Annotated in this window: 20 protein-coding genes and 1 other RNA gene; 4 read left to right on the forward strand and 17 right to left on the reverse strand. The window is 63.9% G+C overall.

Annotated elements, in window-relative coordinates:
• Positions 1-153: 153 nt before the first annotated feature.
• Genes murB through mraZ form a run of 12 tightly spaced genes read right to left on the reverse strand, consistent with a single transcriptional unit; the run spans position 154 to position 13,818 of the window.
• A complete protein-coding gene (gene murB, locus IHE39_RS21815) occupies positions 154-1,119 on the reverse strand; it encodes a UDP-N-acetylmuramate dehydrogenase (protein ID WP_184767140.1) in 966 nt (321 codons plus the stop codon).
• Positions 1,116-2,522 (reverse strand): UDP-N-acetylmuramate--L-alanine ligase, encoded by a 1,407-nt coding sequence (gene murC / locus IHE39_RS21820; protein WP_184767139.1) that lies wholly within the window; start codon positions 2,520-2,522, stop codon positions 1,116-1,118. The genes murB and murC overlap by 4 nt, the downstream gene beginning before the upstream one ends.
• Positions 2,519-3,646 carry an undecaprenyldiphospho-muramoylpentapeptide beta-N-acetylglucosaminyltransferase gene (gene murG / locus IHE39_RS21825; RefSeq protein WP_192567936.1) on the reverse strand — a complete coding sequence of 376 codons (1,128 nt, stop codon included), beginning with the start codon at positions 3,644-3,646 and terminating at the stop codon, positions 2,519-2,521. The genes murC and murG overlap by 4 nt, the downstream gene beginning before the upstream one ends.
• Position 3,647: 1 nt before the next feature.
• Positions 3,648-4,802, reverse strand: a complete 1,155-nt coding sequence (ftsW, locus tag IHE39_RS21830) for a putative lipid II flippase FtsW (protein WP_184767137.1) — start codon at positions 4,800-4,802, stop codon at positions 3,648-3,650.
• Positions 4,802-6,202 (reverse strand): UDP-N-acetylmuramoyl-L-alanine--D-glutamate ligase, encoded by a 1,401-nt coding sequence (murD, locus tag IHE39_RS21835; RefSeq protein ID WP_192567937.1) that lies wholly within the window; start codon positions 6,200-6,202, stop codon positions 4,802-4,804. The genes ftsW and murD overlap by 1 nt, the downstream gene beginning before the upstream one ends.
• Positions 6,203-6,209: 7 nt before the next feature.
• On the reverse strand, positions 6,210-7,292 hold the full coding sequence (gene mraY / locus IHE39_RS21840) for a phospho-N-acetylmuramoyl-pentapeptide-transferase (protein WP_184767135.1): 1,083 nt from the start codon (positions 7,290-7,292) through the stop codon (positions 6,210-6,212).
• A gap of 24 nt (positions 7,293-7,316) precedes the next feature.
• Positions 7,317-8,750, reverse strand: a complete 1,434-nt coding sequence (locus tag IHE39_RS21845) for a UDP-N-acetylmuramoylalanyl-D-glutamyl-2,6-diaminopimelate--D-alanyl-D-alanine ligase (protein WP_184767134.1) — start codon at positions 8,748-8,750, stop codon at positions 7,317-7,319.
• On the reverse strand, positions 8,747-10,201 hold the full coding sequence (locus tag IHE39_RS21850) for a UDP-N-acetylmuramoyl-L-alanyl-D-glutamate--2,6-diaminopimelate ligase (protein ID WP_192567938.1): 1,455 nt from the start codon (positions 10,199-10,201) through the stop codon (positions 8,747-8,749). The genes IHE39_RS21845 and IHE39_RS21850 overlap by 4 nt, the downstream gene beginning before the upstream one ends.
• Before the next feature lie 52 nt (positions 10,202-10,253).
• On the reverse strand, positions 10,254-11,972 hold the full coding sequence (locus tag IHE39_RS21855; protein WP_192567939.1) for a peptidoglycan D,D-transpeptidase FtsI family protein: 1,719 nt from the start codon (positions 11,970-11,972) through the stop codon (positions 10,254-10,256).
• Entirely contained in the window at positions 11,969-12,343 is a 375-nt protein-coding gene (ftsL, locus tag IHE39_RS21860; RefSeq protein WP_184767131.1) for a cell division protein FtsL, read from the reverse strand. The genes IHE39_RS21855 and ftsL overlap by 4 nt, the downstream gene beginning before the upstream one ends.
• Positions 12,344-12,346: 3 nt before the next feature.
• A complete protein-coding gene (gene rsmH, locus IHE39_RS21865; RefSeq protein WP_192567940.1) occupies positions 12,347-13,363 on the reverse strand; it encodes a 16S rRNA (cytosine(1402)-N(4))-methyltransferase RsmH in 1,017 nt (338 codons plus the stop codon).
• Positions 13,360-13,818: a division/cell wall cluster transcriptional repressor MraZ gene (gene mraZ / locus IHE39_RS21870; protein WP_055969736.1), complete on the reverse strand. Its 459-nt coding sequence runs from the start codon at positions 13,816-13,818 to the stop codon at positions 13,360-13,362. Before mraZ ends, rsmH begins: the two co-directional genes overlap by 4 nt.
• Positions 13,819-14,220: 402 nt before the next feature.
• On the opposite strand from mraZ, the gene IHE39_RS21875 reads away from it, so the two are divergent.
• Entirely contained in the window at positions 14,221-15,336 is a 1,116-nt protein-coding gene (locus IHE39_RS21875; RefSeq protein WP_184767129.1) for a cystathionine gamma-lyase, read from the forward strand.
• 117 nt (positions 15,337-15,453) lie between these two features.
• Here IHE39_RS21875 and rnpB read toward each other — a convergent pair.
• The 4 genes from rnpB to IHE39_RS21895 all read right to left on the reverse strand — a co-directional run bounded on the left by rnpB (position 15,454) and on the right by IHE39_RS21895 (position 18,376).
• Positions 15,454-15,850: RNase P RNA component class A (gene rnpB, locus IHE39_RS21880), an RNA gene on the reverse strand.
• Positions 15,851-16,032: 182 nt separating this feature from the next.
• Positions 16,033-16,743, reverse strand: a complete 711-nt coding sequence (locus IHE39_RS21885) for a lytic transglycosylase domain-containing protein (protein WP_246485595.1) — start codon at positions 16,741-16,743, stop codon at positions 16,033-16,035.
• A 152-nt stretch (positions 16,744-16,895) separates the two neighbouring features.
• Positions 16,896-17,660 (reverse strand): peptidoglycan recognition protein family protein, encoded by a 765-nt coding sequence (locus tag IHE39_RS21890; RefSeq protein ID WP_192567941.1) that lies wholly within the window; start codon positions 17,658-17,660, stop codon positions 16,896-16,898.
• On the reverse strand, positions 17,657-18,376 hold the full coding sequence (locus tag IHE39_RS21895; RefSeq protein ID WP_192567942.1) for a J domain-containing protein: 720 nt from the start codon (positions 18,374-18,376) through the stop codon (positions 17,657-17,659). The genes IHE39_RS21890 and IHE39_RS21895 overlap by 4 nt, the downstream gene beginning before the upstream one ends.
• Positions 18,377-18,503: 127 nt before the next feature.
• Here IHE39_RS21895 and IHE39_RS21900 point away from each other — a divergent pair, with 127 nt between their 5' ends.
• On the forward strand, positions 18,504-19,427 hold the full coding sequence (locus IHE39_RS21900) for a DMT family transporter (RefSeq protein ID WP_343070120.1): 924 nt from the start codon (positions 18,504-18,506) through the stop codon (positions 19,425-19,427).
• Between the two features lie 57 nt (positions 19,428-19,484).
• Here IHE39_RS21900 and IHE39_RS21905 read toward each other — a convergent pair whose 3' ends face one another.
• A complete protein-coding gene (locus tag IHE39_RS21905; RefSeq protein WP_192567985.1) occupies positions 19,485-19,772 on the reverse strand; it encodes a hypothetical protein in 288 nt (95 codons plus the stop codon).
• Positions 19,773-19,969: 197 nt separating this feature from the next.
• Here IHE39_RS21905 and IHE39_RS21910 point away from each other — a divergent pair, with 197 nt between their 5' ends.
• Positions 19,970-21,214, forward strand: coding sequence for a BtaA family protein (locus IHE39_RS21910; RefSeq protein ID WP_192567943.1), 1,245 nt, complete (start codon positions 19,970-19,972; stop codon positions 21,212-21,214).
• Complete coding sequence (locus IHE39_RS21915) at positions 21,214-21,876, forward strand: class I SAM-dependent methyltransferase (protein ID WP_192567944.1); 663 nt, start codon at positions 21,214-21,216, stop codon at positions 21,874-21,876. Before IHE39_RS21910 ends, IHE39_RS21915 begins: the two co-directional genes overlap by 1 nt.
• Positions 21,877-21,885 lie beyond the last annotated feature (9 nt).

Consider the following 21,885-nt stretch of genomic DNA (forward strand, 5'->3'; position numbering starts at 1 on the left):
CAATGCGCTTTCCGATGATCTGCAGGATGACGGTTGGAAAAGGCGGAATTCTGGTCGCAAAAAGGCCCCGACGAGGATGCGCCGAGGCCTTTTGAAAATCGTCAATTCAGATGGTTTTGATACGCTCCGGCGGGTCCGCCGCAGCTGCCACAACTAGAGCAATTGCCCAAGGAACTCCTGCACTTCGTGGCCGGGCTTGAAGTGCCCGATGCGCTTGATTTCCCAGTGCAGGCGAATGCCGGAATTTTCCAGCACCCGGCTGCGTACTGTCTCGCCGAGATACTCCAGGTCGTAGCCGGTGGCATTGCCGGTGTTGATCATGAAATTGCAATGCAGCGGTGACATCTGCGCACCGCCGATCATCAGCCCGCGGCAGCCGGCATTGTCGATTTCCTTCCAGGCTGACGTGCCCTCGGGATTCTTGAAGGTCGAGCCGCCGGTTTTCTCGCGGATCGGCTGCACGGTTTCGCGATGATGCTGGACCGCATCCATCGCCGCCTTGATCGCATCCTTGTCTTCGGCATAACCCTCGAAGGTCGCCGAGGTGAAGATCAGGTCGGCGGCGGCAGCGGAGTGGCGATAGGCGTAGCCCATGTCGGCATTGGACAGCACATGCAGATTGCCCTGGCGGTCGAGCGCCCGAACCTCGACGACGCGCTCGCGCGTCTCGACGCCGTTGGCACCCGCATTCATGCGCAGCGCCCCGCCAATGGCACCGGGGATGCCGTGGTAGAAATGGAAGCCACCGATGCCGCTATCATGCGCGAGTGCCGCCACGCGCTTGTCGGGCGTTGCCGCACCGGCCTTGATGCCGGTTGGCGAGATGGCCTCGGCCTCGCCGAATCCTTTTGCCGACAGGCGAACGACAAAGCCTGGGATGCCGCCCTCGCGCACCAGAAGATTGGAGCCGATGCCGACGACCATGACGGGGATTTCTTCAGGCACCGCCTTCAGGAACGCGGCGAGGTCTTCCTCGTCGGCGGGCTGGAACAGCGCCTGGGCCAGGCCACCGGCGCGGAACCAGGTGATCTTTTCCATCTCGGCGCTGGGCGTGATGCGCCCGCGCAAGCCGGACAGGCGATCGCCGAGTTTTGCGATGAGCGCCTCGCCTCCGATCACGATCCGCCTCCGGCGAGTTCGCCCGGCAGCGCATAGGCCCACTGCGTGATGTTGCCAGCGCCGAGATAAACGACGAAGTCACCCGGCTTGGCCAGTTCGCGCACGATCGGCACGACAGCGGCAGGGCCGTCGATGTAGCGGGCGTCACGGTGACCGCCGGTGCGGATGCGCGCGGTCAGGGTCTCCGAGTTGATGCCGTCGATCGGATCTTCGCCGGCATTGTAGACCGGGGCGATCATGACCGTGTCGGCATCGTTGAAGCACGCCGCAAAATCGTCGAACAGGTCGCGCAAGCGGGTGAAGCGATGCGGCTGGGCAATTGCGATGACGCGGCCCTTGGTGGCCTCGCGCGCGGCACTGAGCACCGCCTTGATCTCGACCGGATGGTGGCCGTAATCGTCAAACACCTCGACGCCGTTCCAGGTGCCGGTGTGGGTGAACCGGCGCTTCACGCCACCGAACGACAGCAGGCCGCGCTTGACCGCTTCGGGCGTGATGCCGAGTTCGGTCGCGACTGCAATGGCGGCAGTGGCATTGGATACGTTGTGGCGGCCAGGCATCGGCAGGCGCAGGCCCTCGATGGTGGTTGACGACGCCGACTTGCGGTTGCGGATGACGACATCGAACACCGACACGGCGCCATCCATGCGGTGATTGGTGAAGCGCACGTCGGCCTGGGCGTTTTCGCCATAGGTGATGACGCGGCGGTCCTCGATGTGGCTGACCAGCGCCTGGACTTCGGGATGGTCGGTGCACATCACGCCAAATCCGTAGAACGGCACGTTCTCGACGAACTGGCGAAACGCCTCGCGTACCTTGTCGAAGGTGCCGTAGTGGTCGAGATGTTCGGGGTCGATGTTGGTGACCACGGCAACGTCGGCGGGCAGCTTGAGGAAGGTGCCGTCGCTCTCGTCGGCCTCGACAACCATCCACTCGCCCTCGCCCATGCGGGCGTTGGTGCCGTAGGCATTGATGATGCCGCCATTGATGACCGTCGGGTCGAGCCCGCCGGCGTCGAGCAGCGTCGCCACCATCGAGGTGGTTGTCGTCTTGCCGTGGGTGCCGCCGATCGCGACCGCATTGCGGAAGCGCATCAGCTCGGCCAGCATTTCGGCGCGGCGCACCACCGGCAGCAATTTTTCGCGCGCGGCCTTGAGTTCGGGGTTGGTCTTCTTGATCGCCGTCGAGACGACGATGACCTCGGCGTCGCCCAGGTTCTCGGCCTTGTGGCCGACGAAGCACTCGATGCCCTTGTCACGCAGGCGCTGGACGTTGGCGCTCTCGGACTGGTCGGAGCCCTGCACCTTGTAGCCGAGATTGTGCAGCACCTCGGCGATGCCGCTCATGCCGATGCCGCCAATACCGATGAAATGCACGAGGCCGATGGTCTGCGGCATCTTCATGAGCGCATTCCTTTCTTGAATTCCGCAACGGGTATTTTGGACGCAATAGCCTCTGCGAGGTCGGCGAGCAACCGTGTGGCGTCTGCTTTGCCGACTGACCTGGCGGCAGCCGCCATCTTCTCCAGCCGCTCCGGATCGTCCATCGCGCCGCCGACGAGCTCGGCAATGCGCTCCGGTGAAAGCGTTGCCTGCGGATGTACTTCGCCGCCGCCGGCCGCAGCCAGTCGTGCCGCATTGGCGGCCTGGTCGTGGTCGAGCGCATGGGGATAGGGCACCAGCAACGCCGGACGGCCGATCACGGCGATCTCGGAGACCGTCGAAGCACCGGAGCGCGACATCACCAGATGTGCTGCCGCCATACGCTGCGCCATGTCGGTGAAGAACGGCGAAACGTCGGCCGCGATGCCGAGCTTGGCATATGCCGACTTGACCTTGTCGGCATCCTCGGCGCGCGCCTGCTGGGTAACGCGCAGGCGATTGCGCTGCACTTCGCTCAGCAGCGCAATCGCGCCTGGAACCGCATCGGAAAAGAACTGCGCGCCCTGGCTGCCGCCGAAGACCAGAAGGTTGAAGGCCTCCGAACCGGTCGACGCCGCATATGCCGTCTTCGCCGCCTCGATGACCGCCGGCCGCACCGGATTGCCCGTCACCACGACCTTGGCGCTGTTGGCGCCCGCATTTTCGGGCAGGAAGCCGCCGGCGACCGCATCGACCCTTGCCGCCAGCGCCTTGTTGGCGCGGCCCATGACAGCGTTCTGCTCATGCACCATCGACGGCACGCCACGGCGCGTCGCGGCATAGAGCGGCGGCAGCGTCGGGTAGCCGCCAAAGCCGATGACGACGGAAGGCTTGACCTTGACGATCACCTGCGAGGCCTGGCGTACGCCGCGCCAGATGCTCCAGAAGGCGCGCAGCAGCGCAACCGGGTTCTTCGAACCGATGGTGGATGAGGAGATCGAATGGATGGCCGTGGCTGGAAACTTGCCGGCGAAACGTTCGGCGCGGTCGTCGGTGGCGAGATGCACCTGCCAGCCGCGTGCCGTCAGCTCATGCGCCAGCGCCTCGGCCGGAAAAAGATGGCCGCCGGTCCCGCCGGCGGCAAGCATGATAGTTCCCTTGGCCATGTTATTCGGCCGGAACCGCGTGGCGCGGCATGGCCGAGAAACCGCCCGGCCTGAGTTTTTCCGGCTTCTTGCGCGTCAGTGCCAGCACCATGCCCATCGAAATCGCGATCGCGATCAGCGACGAGCCGCCATAGGAGATGAAGGGCAGCGTCATGCCCTTGGCCGGCATCAGCTGCAGGTTCACACCCATGTTGATGACCGACTGGAAGCCGAACACGACGACAAGGCCGGCCACGGCGTAGCGGGTAAAATCGTCATGTTCCTTGAGCGCGGTGCGCAGGCCGCGCAGCACGATGAAGGCGAAGATCGCCATGATGGCCAGGCACAGGATGATGCCGAACTCTTCGCCCGCGACCGAGAAGATGAAGTCGGCGTGGCTATCCGGAATGATGCGCTTCACGACGCCCTCACCCGGTCCGACGCCGAACCAGCCGCCATTGATGATGGCGTCGCGGCCCATGTCGACCTGGAACGTGTCGCCCTCGCCGGTCATGAAGCGGTCGATGCGGCCGGCAACGTGCGGGAAGATGGTGTAGGCGGCAAACAGGCCACCCACGGCGGTACAACCGAGCGCGATGATCCAGAACCACGACATGCCGGCCATGAAAAACATCACGCCCCAGGTGCCCAGCACCAGCATCGTCTGGCCAAGGTCGGGCTGCGCCACGAGCAAAGCAACGACGAGGCCAAGCAGGATCATGGCGAACAGGTTGCCCGGAATTTCGGGCTGGCGGTCATGTTCGGCAAACAGCCAGGCGCAGATCACGACAAAAGCCGGCTTGAGGAACTCCGACGGCTGGATCGAGACCCCGGCCAGCGACAGCCAGCGCCGCGCGCCCTTGACCTCGACGCCGATGAACAGCACCGCCACCATCATCACCAGCATGATGCATAGCATCACCAGCGCCGTGCGCCTGATCTGGCGCACTTCGAGGAACGACACAGCGATCATCACCGCCAGTGCGGGGATGGTGAAGATGATCTGGCGCGTGGCGAAATGGAAACTGCCGAGGCCAATGCGCTCGGCGACTGCCGGGCTTGCGGCGAATGAAAGCACGATGCCCAGTCCCATCAGCGACAGGAATGCCGCGAGGAACCAGCGATCGACCGTCCACCACCACAGGGCGACGGGACTTCTGTCGAGACGGCTGGCCATTATCTTGCCCCTCCGATAGCGCTGACGCCATCAATAGCATTCACAGCTTGCCTGAAGGCTTCGCCGCGAATCTCGAAATTCTTGAACTGGTCGAAGCTGGCGCAGGCCGGCGACAGAAGAACCACGGCTTCGCTCGTATCGTCCCGGGCTGCGTCCTCGGCTGCATGCTCGACCGCTGCGGCCAGCGTGCCCGAAATCTCGTAGGGCACAGCCTCGCCCAGGGTGGCGGAGAACGCCGGAGCGGCCTCGCCGATCAGATAGGCCCGGGCGATACGCGGAAACAGGCTGCGCAACGGCTCGATGCCGCCTTCCTTGGGCAGGCCGCCAGCGATCCAGTAGATACGCGGGAAGCTCGACAGCGCCGGCGCTGCGGCGTCGGCATTGGTCGCCTTGGAATCGTTGATGAACAGCACATGCCCCTTGCGGCCGACCTGTTCCATGCGATGGGCAAGGCCGGGGAAGCTTTCGAGTCCGGCCTGAATCTCGCCGAGGTCGAGCCCGACCTTGAGGCAGGCAGCCACCGCCGCGAGCGCGTTCTGGGCGTTGTGCTGGCCGCGCAGCGAACCGATGCCCTCCAGGAAAGCGATGCGGCTGTAGCGGCCGTCGATCGCCTCCATCAGGTCGGAGCCGTCGGCGAAATAGCCGTCTGTCAGGGGCAGTCGCTTGGAAATGCGCACCACCTCCTTGCCGACGCGCTCGAGCCTGTCGGCAATCTGGGCGCAATAGATGTCGTCGACGCCGATGATGGCGGTTTCGCTGCCGGCGACCAGGCGCTCCTTGATCGAAGCGTAGTGCTGCATGGTGCCGTGACGGTCGAGATGGTCGGGCGTCAGGTTGAGCAGCACGCCGGCGGTCGGGTTGACCGAGGGTGCGAGGTCGATCTGGTAGGACGAGCACTCTACGACATAGTGGCGGTCAGGCTGCGGCGCATCGAGCGTCATCACGGCGCGGCCGATATTGCCACCCATCTGTGTGTCGCGCCCCGCCGATTGCAGGATATGCGCGGTCAGCGCCGTCGTCGTCGACTTGCCGTTGGTACCGGTGATGGCGATGAACGGTGCCGTCGGCGCGGTTGCGATGCGCTCGCGCGCGAACAGCTCGATGTCGCCGATGACCTCGACGCCGGCGCCCCGCGCCAGTTCCACCGTCCAGTGCGGCTTTGGGTGCGTCAGCGGCACGCCCGGCGACAGCACGAAGGACGAGATGCCTGCCCAGTCCGTACCGCGCAGATCCCCCGTCGCGATCCCCTCGCCGGCTGCGCGGGCCACGCTTTCGGGATTGTCATCCCAGGCAAGCACGTCCGCCCCGCCTTCCGCGAGTGCACGCGCGGTCGCGATCCCCGAGCCGCCGAGGCCGAAGAGCGCCACTCGCTTTCCCTGAAATGACGTCGCGGGGATCATCGAGGCCTCAGCGCAGCTTGAGGGTGGAAAGACCGATCAGCGCCAGGATAACGGCGATGATCCAGAAGCGTATGACGACCTGGCTCTCGGTCCAGCCAAGCTTTTCGAAATGGTGGTGGATCGGGGCCATCAGGAATACCCGCTTGCCGGTCATCTTGAAGAAACCGACCTGGATGATGACCGACAGGGCCTCCATGACGAACAAGCCGCCGACGATGGCCATGACGATCTCGTGCTTGGTGGCGACAGCGACAGTGCCGATCAGACCGCCGAGCGCCAGCGACCCGGTGTCGCCCATGAAGATGGCGGCGGGCGGTGCATTGAACCACAGGAAGCCGAGACCAGCACCAATGACGGCGCCCAGGATGACCGCGAGTTCGCCGGTGCCGGGCACGAAGTGGATCTGCAGGTATTCGGCGAAGACCGCGTTACCCGAGAGATAGGCGATAACGCCGAAGGAAGCGGCGGCGATCATGATCGGCACGATCGCCAGACCGTCTAGACCGTCGGTCAGGTTCACCGCATTGCCGGCGCCGACGATGACGAAGCAGGCGAAGGGAATGAAGAACCAGCCCAGATTGAGCAGGAAATCCTTGATGAAGGGGAAGGTCAGCGACGACGAGAACGGTGCCTGGCCATTGCGCATGATGATCCACGCGGCAATGCCGGCGATCACGAACTCGATGCCGAGGCGCGCCTTGCCGGACAGGCCGAGATGCGACTGCTTGGTAACCTTGAGATAGTCGTCATAAAAGCCGATGGCGCCGAAGCCGAGTGTGACGAACAGCACCACCCAGACATAGACAGAGGTGATGTTGGCCCACAACAGCGTCGAACCGACGATACCGCACAGGATCATCAGCCCGCCCATGGTCGGCGTGCCGGCCTTCTTGAAATGGGTCTGCGGACCATCTGCGCGGATCGGCTGGCCTTTGCCTTGCCTGAGGCGCAGGGCGTTGATGATCGCCGGCCCGAAGATGAAGACGATCAGCGCCGAGGTGATCAGCGCGCCGCCGGTGCGGAAGGTGATGTAGCGGAAGACGTTGAAGAACGACACCTTGTCCGCAAAGTCGACAAGCAAAGTTAGCATGCGTATCGGTCCCCCGAGACCTCGTCAGGTCGGTGTGGTGTTGCCGGCCTGTGCCGGGAATGTCTTGATGAGTGCTTCAACCAGCCTGTTGAAGCCAATGCCTTTCGACGACTTGATCATGACCGCGTCGCCGGGCTGCAGCGTTGTCAGCAGCACGGATTTCAGTTCCTCGACACCGCTGCGATATTCGGCCCTGAACCCCTCGGGCAGCGTATCGGCAAGTGCTTTCATCTCCGGCCCGGCCATCAGCACCATGTCGGTCCTGGTGGAGCCGATCAGCTCGGCAAGTGCCTGATGCAGCTTGGCCGAATGGCTGCCGAGCTCGAGCATGTCGCCAAGCACGGCGATGCGTCGGCCGGCACCATGGATTGGCGTGGCGTCGAGCAACTCGATCGCCGCCTTCATCGACGCGGGATTGGCGTTGTAGCTCTCGTCGATCAGCGTGATCGGCCCGTTCGGCAGCTGCAGGATATGCCGCTGGCCGCGTCCGCTCTCGGCGGTCATCGAGGCGAGCGCGGTGGCAACTGTTGGTACGTCGGCGCCGCAGAGATGGGCCGCACCCAGCACGGCAAGCGCATTCTGGACGATATGGCGTCCGGGCGCGCCGATGCGGGCGGGTACGTCGCGACCGCCGATGCGCGCCACGATCATCGAGTGATCGGCTTCCAGCGTGCATTTCAGCAGGCGGAAGTTGGCGCGGGCGTTTTCGCCATAGCTCATGACATTGTCGATTCCGGCAGCGCGGGCGAACTTTTCCAGAAGCTTGAAGCGGCCGTCGTCGCGGTTGAGCAGCACGGCACCGCCGGGCTCGACGCCTTCGAATATCTCGGCCTTGGCCTTGGCGATCTCGTCGAGATTGCGGAAGAAGCCGAGATGGGCAGCTGCGATCAGGGTGACGATGGCGATGTGCGGGCGCACCATGCGCACCAGCGGGCTGATCTCGCCGGGATGGTTCATGCCGATCTCAAAGACCGCGTAGTCGCAATCCTCGGGCATGCGGGCGAGCGTCAGCGGCACGCCCCAGTGATTGTTGAACGATGCGGCCGAGGCATGCACCTTGCCGACGGACGACAACGCATGGCGCAGCGCTTCCTTCGTCGAGGTCTTGCCGACCGAACCGGTGACCGCGACAATCCGGGCCCGCGAACGGGCCCGCGCCGCGATGCCGACCTTTTCGAGTGCTGCGAGCACGTCGGGCACGACGATCATCGGCGCCGTCAGCCGGCCGAGCGCCGGCAACTTGCCTTCGGCGACGACAAGCAGCCCAGCACCCGCCTTGATCGCGGCGGTGGCGAAGTCGTGGCCGTCCATCGCATCGCCCTTGATGGCGAAAAAGGCTTCGCCTGGCTTCAGGCTGCGGCTGTCGATGGAAATGCCAGTGATGCCTTCGGGCATCTGACCGAGTGGGCGGCCACCTGTTGCCTCAACGAGCGCGCCGGAGGTCCACAAAAGGCTCATGCCGCAGCTCCGGCAAGTGCCTTGCGGACTTCCTCATGGTCCGAGAAATGCAGCGTCTCGGAGCCGATGGTCTGGCCTTCCTCGTGGCCCTTGCCGGCCACGATCAGCGTGTCGCCGGCATGCAGCATACCAACGGCGTCGTGGATCGCCTGGCGGCGGTCGGCGATCTCTATGGCGCCCGGTGCTGCTTCCATGATCGCCGCGCGGATGCTGGCTGGTACTTCGGAACGGGGATTGTCGTCGGTGACGATGGTGACATCCGCAAGCCGCGTTGCGATCTCGCCCATGATCGGACGCTTGCCGCGGTCGCGGTCGCCGCCGCAGCCGAACACGACGACGACGCGGCCGGTGGTGAACGGCCGCACTGCAGCGAGTACGTTTTCAAGCGCGTCCGGCTTGTGGGCGTAATCGACGTAGACGGGCGCACCATTCGTCGTGGTGCCAACCAGGTCGAGGCGGCCCGGCGCGCCTTCAAGATGTTCAAGTGCGACCAAAGCCTTGGCGACGTCGGTGCCGGTGGCAATGGCAAGGCCGGCGGCAACGAGCGAATTGGACACCTGGAAGTCGCCAGCAAGCGGCAGGTCGATCTCGTAGATGGTGCCACCGCATTCGATTTCGGCACGCTGGCGGTGGCGTTCGTGCTCGACGCGCTTGAGCGCGAGGAACCGGCCGTTGCGGCCTACGGTCAAGACGTCGAGGCCGGCGGCACGCGCTGCCTTGACGGTGGGCTCGGACCAAAGATCGTCGGCGAAGACGATGGCCGGCGCGCCCTTGGGCAAAAGCGTGTCGAACAGGCGCAGCTTGGCGCGGTGATAATCCTCGACCGTCGGATGGTAATCCATGTGGTCGCGGCCAAGATTGGTGAAGCCCGCAGCTGCGAGGTGCACGCCGTCGAGGCGACGCTGGTCGAGCCCGTGGCTGGACGCCTCCATCGAGGCATGAGTCACGCCGCTGTCGGCGAGTTCGGCGAGCAGCTGGTGCAGCGCCACCGGATCGGGCGTGGTCAGCTGGCCATACTCGACGCGCCCAGGGGCTACGACACCTGTGGTGCCGATGCTGGCCGCGGCAAAGCCGGCATGCTTCCATATCTGGCGGGTGAAGGCGGCGACCGAGGTCTTGCCACTGGTGCCGGTGACCGCGACCATCGTTTCAGGCTGACGGCCGTAGAATTTGGCCGCAGAAAGCGCCAATGCCAGGCGCGGATCGTCGACCGGGATGACCGGAATGCCGGCCGAGGCCAGATCGGCGCCCTTGGCCGCGACAACAGCGACCGCGCCGCGCTTGGCCGCGTCGCCGGCGTAGGCCGCGCCATCGGCCTTGCTTCCTGAGACGGCGAAGAACAGCGTTCCCGGCGTCACCTGACGCGAATCCGACGAAACTCCACTCACCTCGACATCTCTGGGAACAACCCCATCGACGGGCAGGATACCGGCAAGGTCTATCAGTTTCATCGAGTTCCGTTCGCTACATACAAAGCGGCGCGCCGCCGGCGCGCCTGCAGAATCAGGGATAAGAAGCCAGAGTTGCACCACCTTCTTGGCCGAATTCTGGCTTCACGCCAAGCAGAGAGGCCGAACGGCGGATAATGTTGGCGACCATGGGGGCCGCATTGAAGCCGGCCGTTGCGCCCACGCCCGGATGTTCGCGCTTGGGTTCGTCGACGATGGTCAACACGACGTATTTCGGATTGTCCATCGGAAATGCCGCGAGAAAGGCGTTGAAACGGACGTCGGAGGAATAGCGGCCGTTGACGACCTTTTCGGCGGTGCCGGTCTTGCCACCGACGCGGTAACCCTCGACCTGCGCCCGTGCGCCCGAACCGCCCGACCCCTTGGTCGCGTTGAGCTTGTAGAGGTACTTCATCTCCTCGCTGGTCTGCGGCTTGATGACCTGCGTCGCAAGCGCATCGGCTTCAGCTTCGGTACGCGTCAGGAACGTCGGCGGTATCAGCTTGCCGCCATTCATCAGGGCGGCGGCGCCAACCGCTGTCTGCAACGGCGTCGTCGACATGCCGTGACCGAAGGAGATCGTGATCGAATGCACCTTCTTCCAGACCTTTGGCTCGGTCGGACGGGCTACCTCGGGCAGCTCCGTCTGCATGCGATCGAGCAGGCCCATGCGCTTCAGGAACTCGCGGTGGCCTTCGATGCCGACGACGTCGGCTTCACGCGCCGAACCGATGTTGGACGAATAGATGAACACCTCGGGCACCGTCAGCACCCTGCCCTTGCCGTGGAAGTCGCGGATGGTCTGGCGTCCGATGGTGATGGGCCGGCGGGCGTCGAAGGTGCTGTCCATCGTTACCTTGCCGGAATCGAGCGCCATCGCGGTGGTGAAGCTCTTGATCGTCGAACCCATCTCGAACAGGCCGGCCGACATGCGATTCAGGCGATCCTTGTCCTGGGCATTGAACGGGTTGTTGGGGTCGAAATCCGGCACCGAGCCCATGGCCAGCACTTCGCCTGTCTTGACGTCGAGCACGACGGCTCCGGCGGCGATCGCCTTGTACTTCTCCAGCGCGGAGACGAGCTCGTCGCGCACGATGTGCTGGACGCGCAGGTCGATGGAAAGCTTGACCGGCTTGAGGTCCTTGGCGATCGCCAGGCCAGACGCCTGCAGGTCGGCGAGACCCTGGTCGTCGATGTACTTCTCGAGGCCGGAAATGCCCTTGTTGTCGATGTTGGTCAGGCCAACGATGTGCGAGGCCGTCTCGCCGCCGGGATAGAAGCGGCGTTTTTCAGTGCGGAAGCCGATGCCTGGAATGCCGAGCTGCATGATCTCGGCTTGCTGCTTGGGCGTCAGCTGGCGTTTCAGCCAGACGAAACCGGTGCCGCTCTTGAGTTTGAGATAGGTTTGCTCGACCTCGAGGTCGGGCAGAACGGTCGACAGCTTCTCGATCGCCTCGTCGGCATCGACGATGCGGCGCGGCTCGGCAAACAGCGATGCGGTCTTGATGTCGGTGGCGAGCACTTCGCCATTGCGGTCGACGATGTCGGGGCGCGAGGCGGTGACGCGCGATTCCGGTCCCGACGACGTCTCGGGGTCCTGCATGCCGAGATAAACAAGGCGTCCGGCAATTGTGGCATAGATGCCGAAGAACACAGCCATGGTCATGACGACGCGGTTGCGCGTGCGTCCGCCCGTCGCCTTGCGCGCGCTGTCGACGACGATCGAGGCCTTGCCTTCGCCCTTGCCGCGCTTCCTGCCAAGCAAGCCGATCATCGGGCAATCCCTCCGGTCACGGTCTGGTCGGGTACGGCTTCGGCAACGCCGCCGAAACGCTCCGCTGTGATGTCTTCAATGGTCAGGGGCCGGACCGGCAGGTCGTTGAGACCAACGATCTGGCGCGCATCCACCGGCTGGAGCTTGAGCTCGGTCTCGTAGACCTGCGACAGCTTCTGCAGGCGCGAAGGCTGGGTAAGCAGGCTCCAGTCGGCCTTCAGCAAGTCGATCGTGTCTTCCTCGAAACGGATCTGCGCCTCGATCTTATTGACGGCCTTGAGCTGGTTCTCGGCCTCGTCCTTGGTCTTGTAGGTGAAGGCCGCAGCGCCAACCATGACGGCGATCAGCACGATGTCACTGGTGCGGAACATGGCTCACCTTTCTCCCGATTGACCGACGTCGGGAAGCTTCGGAAGTCCGAAAATGGAAAAGTCTTTGGCACGCGGCACGGCTGCGGTGCGAACTGCGGCGCGCAGCTTGGCCGAACGTGAACGCGGATTGATCGCCGTCTCGGCGTCGCTCGGACCGACCGCACCGCCGGCCTTGTCGAAGGTCGTGACGATGGTTTCGAGCTCCGGCATGTAGCGCGAACGCGATGGGCTGGACGAACGATCGGTGATGAAGCGCTTGACGATGCGGTCTTCGAGCGAGTGGAAGGTGACGACGACCAGCCGCCCGCCGGGCTTGAGCGCGCGTTCGGCGGCGAATAGCGCGCGCGCCAATTCGCCGAGTTCGTCGTTGACATAGATGCGCAGCGCCTGGAACACGCGCGTCGCCGGATGGATCTTATCCTTCGGCGCCCGTCCGACATGGGTTTCAATGGCGTCGGCCAGATCGAGTGTGCGCTCGAACGGCTTCCTTTCGCGACGGCTTTCGATCATCCGGGCAATACGCCCGGCATGCCGCTCCTCACCGAGGAAGCCGAAGATGCGTGCGAGATCGCCGGCCTTGAAGCGATTGACCACGTCTGCGGCACTGGCACCGGCCTGGGCCATGCGCATGTCGAGCGGACCGTCGGCGCGGAACGAGAAGCCGCGCTGCGCCTGGTCGAGCTGCATCGAGGACACACCGATGTCGAGCACCACGCCGTCGACAAGCTCGACATGCTCGTCGAGGCTGGAGAACGGTGCCTGGACGAGGCGGAGCTTGCCGTTCGATCGCGCTTCGAGTTCGCGCCCGGCAGCAATGGCGTCGGGATCGCGATCGATCGCCACGACCGAAGCGCCCGTCGCCAGGATGGCCTTGGTGTAGCCGCCGGCCCCGAACGTGCCGTCAACGACAACGTCGTCCGGCTGCGGGTGCAGCGCCTTCAAGACTTCGGCGAGGAGGACCGGAATGTGGCGGGCCGGTCCGCCGACAGCAAGATGGTCATCGCCGTGGCCAGCCGTCATTCCGGTCGCTCCCCAGGCTTCGTCCCCTGCCGAAGCTTCAGCAGCCGGGCACGCACGTCCGCGCCATGGCTGCGCAGCCGCTCCGGCTCCCACATCTGAAAAAACTGTCCCCGCCCGACAAAGGCCACGTCCGTAGTGATGCCGGTATGCTCGCGCAGGAAATCCGAAACAGAAATGCGTCCGTCCTGATCGAGCTTCAGGAAAGTGCTGTCGCCATGGATGAAAAAGGACATGTCGTCCGCCGTCTGCAGGAACGGATCTTCTTGGGCGATGCGCTGCTCGTAGCGGTCGAGCAGGTCGAGCCCGCCGACATCCAGCGCCGGCACGTCGAGCGCCCGCAGCGCGTAGAGCTCGGCATAACCGCGCTTCTGCAATACGGCACGGAAATGCGCCGGAACGGAGACCCGTCCCTTCGCATCGATCCTGTTCACCGCATTTGACAGAAACCGATCCATCGACTGATCCGGCCACTTCCGCGGCCGCGCCCCTCATTGTCATGCCGTCCGTGCCCCGATGGCCCGGCTCAATCCCAAAATGCCTCCGTCGCAGGGCAAATGCGCTCCGACCTGCAGCCGCCGCGACTGCCGGATCGGCGAACGCCTTACCCTTTACTGGAACGAAATCATGGTTACCGATTTGGGATAACATGGGGTGATATGGGCGTCAACGGGAACTGGGTACACTTGGCGACCACAACGGCCCTTTCGGACCCTTTCGCGGCTTCCCGATTTTTATGATCCCTTAAGGCTAACGAAGTCTTACGTGGCCCAATGCAGCGGCCGCTTTCCGTCTTGCCGCGCAAGGGCCTAGCCCCTAGCGTTGACGTGCCGTGTGCATGCCAGGGAGAACCGCAGACCATGTCCGAGACCATGAAGGGCCGCGCCGCCACCCTCGCCCATCTGCGCCGCTCGCAGCTCGCGCTCGGCGACCCGATCCCGATGCCGCTGACCATGGCCTCGATCTATCACGCGCCCGGCGACGCGACGGGCCACAACCAGTATGGCCGCTTCAGCAACGCCAACTGGTCGGCCACCGAAGACATGCTCGGTCACCTCGAAGGCGCACAGTGCGTGGCATTTCCGTCCGGAATGGGCGCTATTTCGGCCGCCTTCTTTGCCCTGCTAAAGACCGGCGACCGCATCCTTGTCGCCTCCGACGGCTATCACACGACGCGCATCCTGGCCGACCGCTTCCTCGGCGCCTTCGGCGTCAAAACGGACGTGCGACCAACGGCAAGCTTCCTTGATGGCGGCTTCGACGGCTATCGCCTGATCTTCGTCGAAAGCCCTTCCAACCCGACGCTCGACATCTGCGACATCACGGCCGTCGCCGAGGCGGTACATGCGGCCGGCGGACTGCTCATCGTCGACAACACCACGATGACACCCTTCGGCCAGCGCCCACTCGACTTCGGCGCCGACATCGTCGTTGCCGCCGACACCAAGGCGCCCAATGGCCATTCCGACGTGCTGTTCGGCCATGTCGCGAGCCGCAACCCTGATGTCATAGCCGCCGTCACCGAATGGCGGCAGAACGCCGGCGGCATCCCCGGCCCGTTCGAGGCCTGGCTGGTGCATCGTGGCCTGGAAACGCTCGAACTGCGCTTCGACCGCATGTGCTCGTCGGCGGAAACCATCGCACCGCGCCTCAAAGCCCACCCGGCGGTCAGCGCCCTGCGCTATCCTGGCCTGGAAGGCGACCCCTCGCACAACCTCGCCCGCGTCCAGATGGACCGCTTCGGCTTCCTGATCAGCTTCGACCTCGGCTCCGAGGAACGGGCGGAAAACTTCATCAATGGCTGCGAACTGATGCATTCTGCCACCTCATTCGGTGGCGTGCACACAGTTGCCGAACGCCGGCTCCGCCGCGGCGACGCGGTCACACCTGGCTTCATCAGGCTATCGGTCGGCTGCGAACCAGTGGAAGAACTGTGGGCCGCGATGAAGGCATCGCTGGATCGGATTGCCGGCTGAGCGCTCAAAGGTCAGCGGCAGGCTGCTTCGCTGAGCACCATAACCACCTGTCATCCGCGCCTGAATCAACACGCGCGGAAATCGGCGCAACGCATTGACGGCATGGGCAAAGAGGCAAGCGCCAGCTGGCCTGTAAGCCGGGTTCTGTATGGCCCCCGCACCTTGCGGCACGGGAACGTGGCGACCATTCTTCTTGGACGCATGTTGCCATGCGCCTCACGCAACCTACCCGGGCGGTGAGCCGGAGACAGCCCTGAGGGTTTCCCCTCGCACCACCCCTATTCGGTTTTGCTCCCGGTGGGGTTTACCTTGCCGCTCCTGTTGCCAGTCGCGCGGTGGGCTCTTACCCCACCCTTTCACCCTTACCGCGGAAACCGCGGCGGTTTGCTTTCTGTGGCACTTTCCCTGGGGTCGCCCCCGCCGGCCATTAACCGGCACCGTGTATCCATGGAGCCCGGACTTTCCTCACCCGCTGCCTTTCGGCAATTGCAGGTGCGGCCGCCCGGCCAGCTGGCAAGGCGTATAGAATGGTTCGCTCGGCAAAAGGCAAATGAAAACATTCGCCTCAAGAGCGCCGTGCGTCCGATTGGACGCACAAAGCATGCTCTTGTTCACTGAACCTGCGCTTCGGGCCTTTCGAACATCGAGACCGATTTTCCGACCGATGCGGCCGGCAACCATCCATTCCGTCAGCCGTTAACCGCCGATGCGGGCCTGGACTTTCTTGCAATAGGCAGCGGAAATCGGGTTCATGCGCTTAGCGCCATGGCCGGCATTGTACCTGAGGATCGTGCCGCAGGTCGTACCGCCGGAAAGCTCATGCGCCTTGGCAAGGTACTTGAGGCCGAACTTGATGTTGGTTTCGGGATTGAACAGGCCCTTGGCCGAACCCGAATAGCCCATCATGCGTGCCGTTGCCGGCTTGATCTGCATCAGGCCGATTTCACCGGCGCTGCCACGTGCATTCGGACGATAGTTGCTTTCGACGCTGATCACGGCATGGGCCAGCGACACCGGCACGCCGTAGGACGAAGCATAGCGGGCAACGATTTCACCATAGGGCGCATTCGCCTTGGCCGCCTTGGCCGTCTTGCCAGCCTGCTCCTTCACCGTCTTGGCGCCCTTGGCACCGATTGACGCGGTCTTGAAGTTGTCGATCGCAGCTTCCTTCTTGGCACTGCAGCCGAACAGATAGGGGCAATCGTCAGTGGTCTTGTTTGACTTGTTTGCGTTGGCTTTTTTGTTGGTCTCAATTATCGCCTTCGAGGCCCTGACAGCGCCGTCCTGGGCGTGAGCGGCAAAAGAGGTCAGGCCGGCGGCAAATGCCACCGCTAAAACGGTCAAATTCTTCATGTTATCCTTGTTCTCGAACAGGCCGAGCGACAGCCGAAAGCCATCGCGCAGCATCCCTTCCTAAACGCCGGGGCCCTCTTCTGGGGCATGCAGGATTAGCCGGCGCCTTGCACGGGAATGCATGTGACGGGGGAACTGGCGGGAAAAATGGCCGGACAAGTCACAATACGTGACAGGTTGTAATCTGGCGAATCACCAACCCTAGGCTAGTCAAGCCCGCCTGGAAGCGCGGCGAGCAGCCGCCGCAGCGTCGAAAGAGTCGAAGAATCGACGACGCCATCCACGCACCTCGTGCGGAAATGTCGTTGAAATGCTTGAACAGTTACCGCTGTCTGCGCATCGAAGCGCCCGGTGATCTCGACGCCGTAGCCATAGAGTGCCAGCATCGATTGCAGTTCCTCGACTGCCGCGCCGGCGTCGCCCGGTTGCAGCATTGCGTGCCCGTTGCGCGGCGAAGGTGCGACCCAATGACCTACACCGGCTTGCGCCAACATCCGCCAGGAAAACTTCTCGCCTGGGTCAACCTTGCGTCCCAAGGCAACGTCGGAGTGCGCCAAAACGCGCTCCGGCGCCACATTGTGACGCTCGACGATGCCGAGGCACAGCTCGATCAACGCGTCCATCTGGCGTTTGGGAAACGAGCTGTAGCCCAGCGCGTGGCCGGGGTTGACGATCTCGATGCCGACCGAGCAGGAATTGATGTCGGTGTCACCGCGCCAGGAACTCTTTCCGGCATGCCAGGCGCGGTCGCTTTCGCGCACCATCTGAACGATGCGCCCATCCTCGTGGACCAGGTAGTGCGACGACACTTCGCTTGCCGGATTGCAAAGCCAAGCCTCGGCCCCGTCACCGGTTTCCATGCCGGTGTAGTGCAACACGATCATATCGGGCTTCATCTCGTCGCGCCGCTGCCCGAAATTGGGCGAAAGCCGTACCTCGGCATGCGGTTGGTCGGGTTGAAAACCGCTCATGCGTGCCGGAGTCCCCTTTCGATCATCTCGTAGGCCGCATTGATCGCGGCGATGCGCGTCGTGGCGATCCTGATGAACTCTTCGGGCAGGCCGCGCGCAATCAGCTTATCGGGATGATTGCTGGCGACAAGCTTGCGATAGTGCTTGCGCACATCCTCGAACGGCTTGCCACGCTCGATGCCGAGCACGCGGTAGGGATCGGTGTCGCCAAGATCGAGATGCCGCGCCACGATGGTCTGGTAGTGCGCCTCTTCGATATGGAAGATCTCGGACACGCGATGCAGGAAACTGCCCTCGCACTGGTGCATGATCCCGTCCGCCTTGGCAATGTGGAAGAGGCCGTCGAGAATGTCTTCCAGCATCCTGCAATTGGTGTGCCCCGAACCGCACAGCTTTGCCATGCGCTCGGCATAGTATTCGAAGCCGGCAACGTCCTGCTGCGCGAAATGGTAGAGCCGCGCCACGTCGCGCGCATGTTCGGGAGGTACGGCGAATATTTCGTAAAAGGCGCGAACCTCGTCCTGCGACACGACGCCATCGGCCTTGGCCATCTTGGCCGACAGCGCGATCATCGCAACCGAGAACGCCACGCGGCGACGGGTTTCGGCGTCTCCTGAGAAGACGGTGCGCACAGCCTCCACGACGTCAGCGACGCCATTTGCCGCCGACGCAGAGATACGTGCGATGAAGTCGCCGAGACGGTCCCAAATCGACATGGCGCTTCTTAGGATGAAACATTCGCAAATGCGAGATGACTTTGCGCGCGAGGCATAACTTTGTCGGCAACAGTCCGCTCTGGACCAAGATTCTGGACCAATGGAATTTTCACGACGCAAAAGCCAAGTGTCGGTATCGATCTGCGCCATGGACGCGCGCAACACCACCCAGCCGGCACATGCATTCTCCCGCGAGACGATCGGACTTGCCCTTGGCACGCTCGGCGTCGTCATCTTCGGCGGCACCTTGCCGGCGACGCGTGTTGCACTGGCAACCTTTTCGCCGTGGTTCGTGACCCACGGCCGCGCTGCCATGGCGTCGCTTGCTGCAGCCTTGCTGCTGCTGGTCCTGCGCAAGCGGTTTCCGAGAAGCGATGCGCCAGCATTGTTCCTTGCAGGTCTGCTGCTGGTCTTCGGCTTCCCGATCTTCTCGTCCATCGCCATGCAGACGGTGCCAGCCTCGCATGGCGGGGTGGTACTCGGCGTGCTCCCACTGACCACCAGCATCTTTGCCGCGATCATCGGCGGCGAGCGCCCATCGGCCTTCTTCTGGATCTGCGGTGTCGCAGGCGCTGCCCTCGTTGTCACCTTCGCCATCAGCGACAGCGGCATGCAGCTTTCATCAGGTGACTTGTTCCTGTTCCTTGCAGCACTGTCGGCGAGCCTGGGCTATGTCGTGTCGGGCAAGCTGTCGCGCCACATGCCCGGCTGGGAGGTCATCTGCTGGTCATTGATCCTGACCGCGCCGATCTCGATCCCCGGAGCGCTGTTGAGCTGGCATCCCGAGTTCGCAGCCGCCTCGTCGGCGCAGACATTTGCCTTCTTCTATCTGTGCTTCGGCTCGATGTTCCTTGGCTTCTTTGCCTGGAACGTCGGACTCGGCATGGGCGGCATTGCCCGCGTCAGCCAGGTTCAGCTGTTGCAGTCCTTCGTCACCCTCGCCATCTCCGCCTTCCTGCTTGGCGAACTTGTCGGCGTGAGAACCTTGGTGTTCGCGCTCGCCGTCATCGCCATTGTCGCGCTCGGCCGTCGCGCCCGGGTGACGCGCTAACTCGGCACAAAAGAAAAGCCCGGAGCGAATGCCCCGGGCTTGCCTCCTCCCGCAAAATTACTGTGCGGGTGCAGCCGGCTCTACTGGCTTGGGCTGCATGGCGTCGTTGTTCTGCATCTCGCCGCTCGTGCCGCTTTCCGGCGCCGGCGTGATGCTCTTGGTCGTGGTGTTGTCGGTCGCCGGCGGCGTGGCCTCAGGCGTCGCGGGCGCAGGCGTCATCGGTGCCGGCTGCTCGGTCGCAGGTGGGTTCACGCTTTCGGTGGTGGTGCTGTCGGTATTGTCGCTACAGGCGGCAACGCCAAACAGCGCAATGGCAGAAACCGACGCGAGAATGAGCTTCTTCATAACAATCTCCTTTCGACAACGGCCCGTCCAGCGGGCGTCGGAGATGAAATGCGCAGGTCCCCCGCGTAGTTTCGTAACGTTCGGAGTCGGCCTGTCACATAGGCCCTGTCGTGCCGCCGTCATCGCACCGTCACCGCGCTGTCACGCCGGTAGGCTACCCGCTGCGCCCAACCAACGAAGCGGGGAATCGCATTTCCATGACCGACGTTTCCGGAGAACTTGTCTTTCGTCGCGGCAAGAAAGTTGGAAAGGCGGTCTACCAGAACCGCGCCCTTTCCAAGGAAGGGCTGTCCGAGCGGCTCTTTGCGCTGCTGTTTTCGGGCCTCGTCTATCCGCAGATCTGGGAAGACCCCGACGTCGACATGGAAGCGATGCAGCTTGGCGAGGGCCACAAGGTCGTCACCATCGCCTCGGGCGGCTGCAATATCCTTGCCTATCTCACCCGCTCGCCAGCCAGGATCGACGCCGTCGATCTCAATGGCGCCCATATCGCACTGAACCGGATGAAGTTGGCTGCGGTACGCCACCTGCCGACGCAAGGCGACCTGTTCCGCTTCTTCGGCGAGGCCGATGTCGAGCACAACTCGCATGCCTATGATCGCTTCATCGCGCCCCATCTCGATGCCTCGAGCCGTGCCTATTGGGAAAGCCGCAACTGGCGCGGCAAGCGCCGCATCGCCACCTTCGACGGCAATTTCTACAAGACCGGCCTGCTCGGCCTGTTCATCGCCGCCGGCCACCGTGTCGCCAAGCTTTACGGCGTCGACCCGGCCGCAATCATGGCAACCGGCAGCCAGGCCGAACAGCGCCGCTTCTTCGATGAACGGATCGCGCCGGTGTTCGAGCGCCGCATGCTGCGCTTCATCACCGCACGCAAATCCTCATTGTTCGGCCTCGGCATCCCGCCGGCGCAATATGACTCGCTGCTAACCTCGGGCGACGGCTCGATGGCCGGCGTGCTCAAAGCCAGGCTCGAGAAGCTGGCCTGCGACTTCCCCCTCGAAAACAACTACTTCGCCTGGCAGGCCTTCGCCCGCCGCTATCCGAAGCCGGGCGAAGCCGCTCTGCCCGCCTATCTCGAGCAGGACAATTACGCGACGATCCGCGCCAACATCGATCGCGTTTCCATCCATCACGCCAACTTTACCGAACTGCTGGCCGGCAAGGATGCCGGTTCGGTCGACCGCTACGTGCTGCTCGATGCCCAGGACTGGATGAGCGACGACCAGCTCAATGCACTGTGGACCGAAATCACCCGCACCGCCGCATCCGGCGCCCGGGTCATCTTCCGCACCGCGGCCGAACCCAGCCTGTTGCCCGGCCGACTGTCGCCGGCATTGCTCGACCAGTGGGCCTATGAGGAGCAGGCATCGCGCGACTACACCGCCCGCGACCGCTCGGCGATCTATGGCGGCTTCCACCTCTATGTGAAGAAATCCTGATGAGCGCGCCCGAGCTTTCGGCCGGCCATTCCGGGCTGATGGACAGCGTCTACCGGCATCAGCGCCACATCTACGACCTGACGCGCAAATATTACCTGCTCGGCCGCGACCGCATGGTCTCGGAGCTCGCCCCGCCCACGGGTGGCACCGTGCTCGAACTCGGCTGCGGCACCGGGCGCAACCTGATTCTCGCTGCCAGACGTTTTCCGAACGCCCATTTCTATGGCCTCGACATATCAGCAGAGATGCTGGCGACGGCCAGGGCATCGATCGCCCGGGCCGGCCTGTCGGATCGCATATCTCTGGCGCAGGCCGACGCCACCTCGTTCGACGCCGCCGCCCTGTTCGGGCGCGCCGGCTTCGACCGCGTCTTCATCTCCTACGCCTTGTCGATGATCCCCGGTTGGGAGCGCTCGGTGTCGGCGGCACTGGCAGCCTCAGTAGGCTCGGTCCACATCGTCGACTTCGGCCAGCAGGAACGGCTACCGGCCTGGTTCCGCAACCTGCTGCGCGGCTGGCTCGCACGTTTCCATGTCACGCCACGCGAGACCTTGGCTGCCGAAATCGCCGCCCAGGCCCGCGCCGCCGGCAAAAGTACAAGCTTCACCTCGCTTTACCGAGGTTATGCCTGGCTCGTCGTCGTCGGCGGGATCAAGGCATAGCTTGCGTCG

This window comes from Aminobacter carboxidus, assembly GCF_014863355.1.
In the GTDB taxonomy this organism is placed as follows: Bacteria; Pseudomonadota; Alphaproteobacteria; order Rhizobiales; family Rhizobiaceae; genus Aminobacter; species Aminobacter carboxidus.

Excerpts from the sequence above, each read along its gene's own strand:
- murC (WP_184767139.1), bottom strand. The coding sequence starts at position 2,522 with ATGAAGATGCCGCAGACCATCGGCCTCGTGCATTTCATCGGTATTGGC.
- murG (WP_192567936.1), bottom strand. The coding sequence starts at position 3,646 with ATGGCCAAGGGAACTATCATGCTTGCCGCCGGCGGGACCGGCGGCCAT.
- ftsW (WP_184767137.1), bottom strand. The coding sequence starts at position 4,802 with ATGGCCAGCCGTCTCGACAGAAGTCCCGTCGCCCTGTGGTGGTGGACG.
- murD (WP_192567937.1), bottom strand. The coding sequence starts at position 6,202 with ATGATCCCCGCGACGTCATTTCAGGGAAAGCGAGTGGCGCTCTTCGGC.
- mraY (WP_184767135.1), bottom strand. The coding sequence starts at position 7,292 with ATGCTAACTTTGCTTGTCGACTTTGCGGACAAGGTGTCGTTCTTCAAC.
- IHE39_RS21845 (WP_184767134.1), bottom strand. The coding sequence starts at position 8,750 with ATGAGCCTTTTGTGGACCTCCGGCGCGCTCGTTGAGGCAACAGGTGGC.
- IHE39_RS21850 (WP_192567938.1), bottom strand. The coding sequence starts at position 10,201 with ATGAAACTGATAGACCTTGCCGGTATCCTGCCCGTCGATGGGGTTGTT.
- IHE39_RS21855 (WP_192567939.1), bottom strand. The coding sequence starts at position 11,972 with ATGATCGGCTTGCTTGGCAGGAAGCGCGGCAAGGGCGAAGGCAAGGCC.
- ftsL (WP_184767131.1), bottom strand. The coding sequence starts at position 12,343 with ATGTTCCGCACCAGTGACATCGTGCTGATCGCCGTCATGGTTGGCGCT.
- rsmH (WP_192567940.1), bottom strand. The coding sequence starts at position 13,363 with ATGACGGCTGGCCACGGCGATGACCATCTTGCTGTCGGCGGACCGGCC.
- mraZ (WP_055969736.1), bottom strand. The coding sequence starts at position 13,818 with ATGGATCGGTTTCTGTCAAATGCGGTGAACAGGATCGATGCGAAGGGA.
- IHE39_RS21875 (WP_184767129.1), top strand. The coding sequence starts at position 14,221 with ATGTCCGAGACCATGAAGGGCCGCGCCGCCACCCTCGCCCATCTGCGC.
- IHE39_RS21885 (WP_246485595.1), bottom strand. The coding sequence starts at position 16,743 with ATGCTGCGCGATGGCTTTCGGCTGTCGCTCGGCCTGTTCGAGAACAAG.
- IHE39_RS21890 (WP_192567941.1), bottom strand. The coding sequence starts at position 17,660 with ATGAGCGGTTTTCAACCCGACCAACCGCATGCCGAGGTACGGCTTTCG.
- IHE39_RS21895 (WP_192567942.1), bottom strand. The coding sequence starts at position 18,376 with ATGTCGATTTGGGACCGTCTCGGCGACTTCATCGCACGTATCTCTGCG.
- IHE39_RS21905 (WP_192567985.1), bottom strand. The coding sequence starts at position 19,772 with ATGAAGAAGCTCATTCTCGCGTCGGTTTCTGCCATTGCGCTGTTTGGC.
- IHE39_RS21910 (WP_192567943.1), top strand. The coding sequence starts at position 19,970 with ATGACCGACGTTTCCGGAGAACTTGTCTTTCGTCGCGGCAAGAAAGTT.
- IHE39_RS21915 (WP_192567944.1), top strand. The coding sequence starts at position 21,214 with ATGAGCGCGCCCGAGCTTTCGGCCGGCCATTCCGGGCTGATGGACAGC.